4 protein-coding genes and 1 pseudogene are annotated in these 6,897 nt (G+C 46.4%); 4 read left to right on the top strand and 1 reads right to left on the bottom strand.

The genetic code is table 11. The features are described from left to right. The coding region (tnpA, locus tag C6Y40_RS25525) for an IS66 family insertion sequence element accessory protein TnpA (protein ID WP_420836923.1) at window positions 1-135 on the bottom strand (135 nt) is incomplete at its 3' end. 447 nt (window positions 136-582) lie between these two features. On the opposite strand from tnpA, the gene C6Y40_RS03395 reads away from it, so the two are divergent. The 4 genes and pseudogenes from C6Y40_RS03395 to C6Y40_RS03380 form a co-directional block, all read left to right on the top strand. After that, window positions 583-1,812, top strand: coding sequence for an efflux RND transporter periplasmic adaptor subunit (locus tag C6Y40_RS03395; protein WP_105933347.1), 1,230 nt, complete (start codon window positions 583-585; stop codon window positions 1,810-1,812). A gap of 12 nt (window positions 1,813-1,824) precedes the next feature. Beyond that, the gene (locus tag C6Y40_RS03390) at window positions 1,825-4,995 is read left to right on the top strand and encodes an efflux RND transporter permease subunit (protein WP_105933346.1); all 3,171 of its coding nucleotides are present in this window, start codon (window positions 1,825-1,827) and stop codon (window positions 4,993-4,995) included. Continuing rightward, window positions 4,988-6,367 carry an efflux transporter outer membrane subunit gene (locus C6Y40_RS03385; protein ID WP_105933345.1) on the top strand — a complete coding sequence of 460 codons (1,380 nt, stop codon included), beginning with the start codon at window positions 4,988-4,990 and terminating at the stop codon, window positions 6,365-6,367. The genes C6Y40_RS03390 and C6Y40_RS03385 overlap by 8 nt, the downstream gene beginning before the upstream one ends. Window positions 6,368-6,777: 410 nt before the next feature. Beyond that, window positions 6,778-6,897, top strand: a pseudogene (locus C6Y40_RS03380) (IS1595 family transposase); the annotation flags it as partial.

Below are 6,897 nucleotides of genomic sequence, written 5' to 3'. Positions count from 1 at the left end.
TTTTTTACGCCACAGATAGAAGTTTGATACTGTTAACGCATGCTGTGCACAAAATTCACTGACCGACAGTTCGCTTGCTGCTTGCTTATCAACCAATACCTGCCATTGCTCGCGTGTACGTCTTTTTGTTGCCATCAATAAAGTCTCCGTTAGTAAAATCTACGGGGACTATTTTACGGGGTAGTTCAATGAGGAAAAGACGGTCTAAATTGATCGCTTACAGTATAACCGCTATTTTGTTATCGCCTATAGAAAGCCCCTGAAATGTGTAGAATCATGCAATCATTGAATAGAATTGCACAATCAGCATTATTGTAGGATCAGGAAAGTCGTAAATACCTATATGCATACAGGCTTTATATAAAAGCATCTAAAGCGGACCTCTATTATATTTATTCACTTGCACGATTCTCGCGCACCTTTGCACGATCCTTCAGGGCCTGCAGAATCGTGCAATCAACAGCAAGGATCAGATATTAACCAAGTGACCTTCCTTTAATAGTATTCAACTCGTTCGAGGAGTCGGCCCAAGGTCACGTTTACCTGATGCCGTCCCGTTTGTTTTTACTAAAAGGAGTGATTATGTTTCCATTAAACAAAGCCACATTGATCATTATAAGTGTTCTGGCTTCGGCTGTTCTGGTTGGCTGCAGTGCAGATAAAAATGAGCAATCGGCACCTGCTATGCGTGCTCCTACCGTTAGTGTGGCCGAAGTCGTCAGTTTACGCTTAAGTGAATGGGATGAGTTCAGTGGTCGATTAAGTGCACCTGAAACAGTTACTCTGATACCGCGTATTTCAGGTTATATTGAGCGAGTACTGTTCACCGAGGGAACATCAGTAAAAGAAGGTCAGGTTCTACTACAAATCGATCCTGCTCCCTTTCAGGCAGAAGTAGAGCGTTTACAAGCACAATTAACCAGTGCAAAAAGCCGAGTAGATTTAGCTCGTTCGGAGTTTGAGCGCGGCAAAACACTGATTGGTCAAAACGCGATATCACAGGAAGCTCTTGATAATCGTCATGCGGCTGTGCAACAGGCAGATGCTGATGCTGCTGCGATTAAAGCAGCCTTAAAACGTGCTGAGCTGGACTTATCTTACACCAGGGTAAAAGCGCCAATATCAGGTCGTGTATCGCGTGCACAAATTACCCAGGGTAACTATGTTACAGCCGGGCAAAGCGAACTTACCCATATTGTTTCAACCAGTAAAATGTACGCGTATTTTAACGTGGATGAGCAAACCTACCTCAATTATGTTCGCGACGAACTCACTGAGTCGCAAAGCGGAATGCGCCAGCCGGTATCAATGGCTTTAGCGGGTGATACTGCCTTTGGTTATTCTGGTTACATCGACTTTATCGATAACCAGGTAAGTGAGCAAACTGGCTCTATCACGTTAAGAGCGACTTTCGATAATCCAAATAGAAACCTGATGCCCGGCTTATATGCCCGGGTACGACTAGCTGGCACGCCAACGCATGATGGCATTTTGATCGACGAAAAAGCCATTGGTACTGATCTCAACAACAAGTTTGTGCTGGTAGTAGGAGAGGGCAACATCGTCGAATACCGACCGGTAAAACTGGGCGAGTCATTGGGCGACCTGCGCATTGTCAAAGCGGGCCTCGAATCCGGCGACAACATCATTATTAGTGGCCTGCAACGGGTGATGCCGGGTATTCAAATCACACCTGATGTAACCACGATGGCAAACCCTGCTGCCATTGCTGCTATCGAGACGGCTCAACGTAAACTCGATCAGAAGCAAATTGCGTTAACCGCATCGTATACCGTTCTAGCTGATCAGTAGGAGTCGACTCAGATGTTTTCTCAGTTTTTTATACGCAGGCCGGTGTTTGCATCGGTACTGTCATTGCTATTTATTATTATCGGGGGCATCGCCGTATGGCAGTTGCCCATTACTGAATATCCGGAAGTGGTTCCGCCTACTGTTGTGGTAACCGCCAATTACCCGGGGGCTAACCCTCAGGTTATAGCCGAAACCGTAGCCTCACCACTGGAACAAGAAATAAACGGTGTTGAAAACATGCTGTATATGTCGTCGCAATCTACCGCAGACGGCCGTATGACACTAACCGTTACCTTTGCCATTGGCAGTGATGTGGATTTAGCGCAAAGCCAGGTGCAAAGTCGCGTAGACAGAGCATTACCGCGCTTGCCACAAGAAGTACAGCGACTCGGCGTGATCACCGAAAAGGCCTCGCCAAACCTTACTCTGGTTGTGCATCTATACTCTCCTAATGAACGCTACGACATGCTGTATCTGGCTAATTACGCAACACTCAACGTGATTGATGAGCTGGCCAAAGTCAAAGGCGTTGGACAGGTTCGCCAGTTTGGTGCGGGCGAATTCAGTATGCGAGTGTGGCTTGATCCTTCACGCGTGGCGGCGTTAAACCTGACGCCTGTAGAGATTTCCAATGCTATCCGCGAACAAAATCAACAGGTTGTGGCCGGAAGCCTGGGCGCTCAGCCGGTAGCGAGTGCCGATTTTAATATTCTGATGAATGTGAAAGGGCGCCTGGACAGCGTTGAAGAGTTTGAAAATATCATCATCAAAGTCGGCGATAATGGTGAAATTAGCCGCTTAAAAGATGTTGCACGCATAGAGTTGGGGGCCGATTCCTATGCGTTGCGCTCAACCATTAACAATAATCCCGCAGTGGGAATGGGCGTGTTTCAGGCCGCAGGATCGAATGCAATTCAGATTTCAGATGATGTTCGCGCTACCATGGAGCAGCTTTCACACCACTTCCCTGAAGGGGTCACTTACGAAATCGCTTACGATCCAACCGTTTTTGTAAAAGGTTCAATCAAAGCGGTAGTTAAAACTCTGCTTGAAGCTGTTTTGCTTGTGGTGATTGTTGTTGTTTTGTTTTTACAAACCTGGCGGGCTTCAGTGATTCCATTGGTCGCCGTGCCCGTATCACTTATTGGTACCTTCGCATTTATGCAGTTGATGGGTTTCTCACTCAATGCGCTATCGTTGTTTGGTTTGGTGCTGGCCATAGGGATAGTGGTTGATGATGCCATTGTCGTGGTTGAAAACGTTGAAAGAAATATTAGCGAGGGGTTATCACCGTTTGATGCCACAGTTAAGGCAATGAAAGAAGTCACTGGCCCTATAGTCGCTACGACGCTGGTACTGGCATCGGTGTTTATTCCAACCGCTTTTATGACCGGTCTTACCGGCCAGTTTTATAAACAGTTTGCGCTCACCATTACCATTTCTACCTTTATTTCTGCGATTAATTCACTAACGCTGAGCCCGGCTTTATCGGCACTATTATTAAAAGGCCACGACGCCCCAAAAGACCGTTTAAGCCGGATCATCGACACGCTATTTGGCCGTTGGCTATTTGCCCCGTTTAATCACTTTTTTAATAAACTTTCCCGCGGCTACGGGGTTGTGGTTAAAAAGGTTATTCGTGGTGGCGCGTTGGTTGTTACTCTTTATATTGTGTTAGTAGGCATCACCGGATTGCAGTTTCAAACCACACCGTCGGGCTATATTCCGGCGCAGGACAAACAATATCTAATCGCTTTTTCCCAATTACCCAATGCCGCATCACTGGACCGGAGCGACCGTGTAATTAAAGAAATGACATCTATTGCCCTGGCCCATCCAGGGGTAGAAGCAGCGCTTGGCTTCCCCGGACTGAGTGTGAACGGTTTTACCAATGCAACGAATAGTGGCATTGTGTTTGTCATGCTGTCTGACTTCGATGAACGCAACGAACCCTCCCTGTCGGCAAATGCAATTGCCGCAGAGCTAAACGGCCAGTACAGCAGCATTGAAGAAGCGTTTGTGGCGATATTCCCACCGCCACCGGTAATGGGACTGGGAACCATAGGCGGCTTTCGCTTGCAAATCGAAGACCGGGCAGGGTATGGCTTTAAAGAGCTTAACGACATTACCTCACAAGTAATGCAAAAAGCTTATCAAACGCCTGAACTCGCCGGCGTATTCTCCAGCTACCAGGTTAATGTTCCGCAACTGGACATTGCCGTTAACCGTGATAAAACCAAACAGCAAGGCGTGGATCTCAATCAGTTATTCTACACCATGCAAGGTTACATGAGTTCAACTTACGTAAACGACTTCAACCTGTTTGGTCGCACCTTTCAGGTAAACATGCAAGCTGATGAACAGTTTCGCGCATCTGCTGAGCAAATAGGGCAGTTAAAAGTGCGTAATAACCATGGTGAAATGGTGTCACTGGACTCGTTTATACAGGTAAGGGATATTGCCGGACCTGATCGTGTTATGCATTACAACGGATTTACGACTGCCGAAATTAACGGTGGTCCGGCACCCGGTTTTAGTTCCGGCGAAGCACAAGCTGCTATTGAGCGTATTCTGCTCGAAACATTGCCTAACGGCATGACCTACGAGTGGACAGAGCTTACTTATCAACAAATCCTCACGGGTAACGCCAATTTGCTGGTTTTCCCGCTAGTGATAGTGCTTGTTTTTTTGGTACTGGCTGCCCAATACGAAAGCGTTCGATTGCCGATGGCAATAGTGCTTATTATTCCGATGACATTATTATCAGCGTTAAGCGGGGTGCTGCTTTATGGTGGCGATAACAACATTCTGACCCAAATTGGCCTCATTGTACTGGTAGGACTGGCAACCAAAAATGCCATCCTTATTGTTGAGTTCGCTAAAGAGTTACAGGATCAGGGCATGACCATAGTGGATGCTATTTTAGAGGCCGGTCGACTGCGTTTACGCCCAATATTAATGACCTCTATTGCTTTTATAATGGGCGTTGCACCATTGGTGTTTTCTTCTGGTGCCGGTGCGGAAATGCGCCAGGCCATGGGAGTGGCAGTGTTCTCTGGCATGATAGGCGTAACCGTATTCGGGCTCTTACTCACCCCCTTATTTTACTACTATCTGGCAAGGCGAGTTTCGGTGAATGCTGCACGGGCACAACTTGCACATAAGGAAACAACCAATGAATAAACACTGCCATTATATAAGTGCATTGGTGTTATCCAGTGTGTTATCAGCCTGTACGGTTGGTCCTGATTACCAACCACCTCAACAGATTCTTTCCGTTAATATGAAGAAAAGCTATCAGCCAGTGTTTTCACTATCGACATGGTGGGATAGGTTTAACGATGACCAGCTAAGCAGGTTGATTGAACAGGCACTAGCCGAAAATCGCACGATTATTCAGGCTTCCGCCAACGTTGACCGGGCTTATGCGGTATTTTCGGGTGCGCAAGCCGACCGCTTGCCAAATGGTACAGTATCTGGCGGTTATCAGGCCTCGAGAAATGCTTCATTGCTCAGCCAGGATAATGGTATGACACTGCGAGGGTTTACCAATGGACTAAGCCTCAGTTGGGACACTGACATATTTGGCAAATTACAGCGTGCTACTGAAGCGGCTAAAGCGCGAGCCGAGCAATCTGCTCTGTTGTGGCAGGACGCGCGGTTACACATTGTTAGTCAGGTGGTAAAGAGTTACGGCCAATACCGAGGCGCTCAGCTACGCCTGACTTACGCTGAGTTGAATTTGCAGTTCTTGCTACAAAGCAAAGACATCATTCAGGCACAAATGAACGCAGGTAGCGCCACCAGACTAGAAATGGCTCAAATCGATACACAGATATATCGGGTTAAAACAGATATTCCGGCTATTCGTATCGCCTATGCTACGGCTAAGAGTACACTGGCTGCGTTACTGGCAACACCGGTACAGGAACTACAAATAAGTAGTTCTGCATCACTACCACGCTTAAGCCAACCGGCTTCCATTGCCGACAACAGCAACTACTTAAAATTTCGGCCGGATGTAGCAAGCGCTGAACGCAACCTGGCTGCGAGTACCGCACTGATAGGTGTCAATAAAGCCGATTTATATCCGTCACTGACAGTCAGTGGCTTCCTTGGATTCATTTCGTCACCGGGACTTGCGTTAAACAATGCCAGTGAGAGTTGGAATATCGCCCCGACGATACAGTGGTCTGGGTTGAATATGGGGGCGGTAAAAGCCCGTATCAAAATGGCCGAAGTTGACGCGGATATCGCCATGGCACAATACGAGCAAACCGTGATCAATGCGGTAAACGATATGCAGTTATCGTTAAACAATTATCAGTTGAGTCGCGAACAACTGGCTAATGCCGAGCGTCAGTTTGACAGCAGTCAGCAGGCGGTCGCCATATCCCGTTCACAATATAAGGCGGGTAAGATTGATTTCTTACTGTTGCTTGATAGTGAAAGAGAATTGCTAACAAGCCGCGATCAACTCGCACAAATAGAGCTGTCGCATTTTTTGCGGATGGTTGACGTATACAGGGAATTCAGCGGAGCACTAACACTATAAATGTATAAATATTAACATAGAAAATAAGTGCAGCTCCGTGGACCGGGTGAGAATGTTTTGCCAGATAAGGTCTACGGAGCAGTTAGCTAGGTCTCCTCAACCGTTCACATACTTAATTGCGCATAATGTATATTATGTTAAATTATGTATTTTGATATGGTTTAGTTGTTCTGGCTACTGACTATTACCACACGAAACGAGATTTCACTGTTAATATATGACTCGCTATACTTTACTTCCTGCGCCAGTAACCGACGTTCTGCTTTGGTTTAATCAAATCGCAGTAAAAATTAGTTTGTCACCCTGTCTTACTCGTCAAAGCCGTTGACATTCATTCTTGTAAATTAAATGGCTATGTTCTGCTAAATTGTTGCTATACTGTATATGAATACAGTTATTGAGGGTTGATCATGATCCCAGCACAATTTACAAAGCTTATAGCCGAGTTAGAACACTTAACAGATAGTCAAACCCGTTATGTTGAGAAGCTGCTGAAAGGCACTGATAGCGTCTCACAGTTGATAACAGAG

The organism is Marisediminitalea alba (assembly GCF_002993365.1).
Lineage (GTDB): Bacteria > Pseudomonadota > Gammaproteobacteria > Enterobacterales > Alteromonadaceae > Alteromonas > Alteromonas alba.
This window is presented reverse-complemented; position numbering and strand designations above follow the sequence as displayed.

What these genes read in the sequence shown, in the direction of transcription:
- C6Y40_RS03395 (WP_105933347.1), top strand. Translation starts at nt 583, where the DNA reads ATGTTTCCATTAAACAAAGCCACATTGATCATTATAAGTGTTCTGGCT.
- C6Y40_RS03390 (WP_105933346.1), top strand. Translation starts at nt 1,825, where the DNA reads ATGTTTTCTCAGTTTTTTATACGCAGGCCGGTGTTTGCATCGGTACTG.
- C6Y40_RS03385 (WP_105933345.1), top strand. Translation starts at nt 4,988, where the DNA reads ATGAATAAACACTGCCATTATATAAGTGCATTGGTGTTATCCAGTGTG.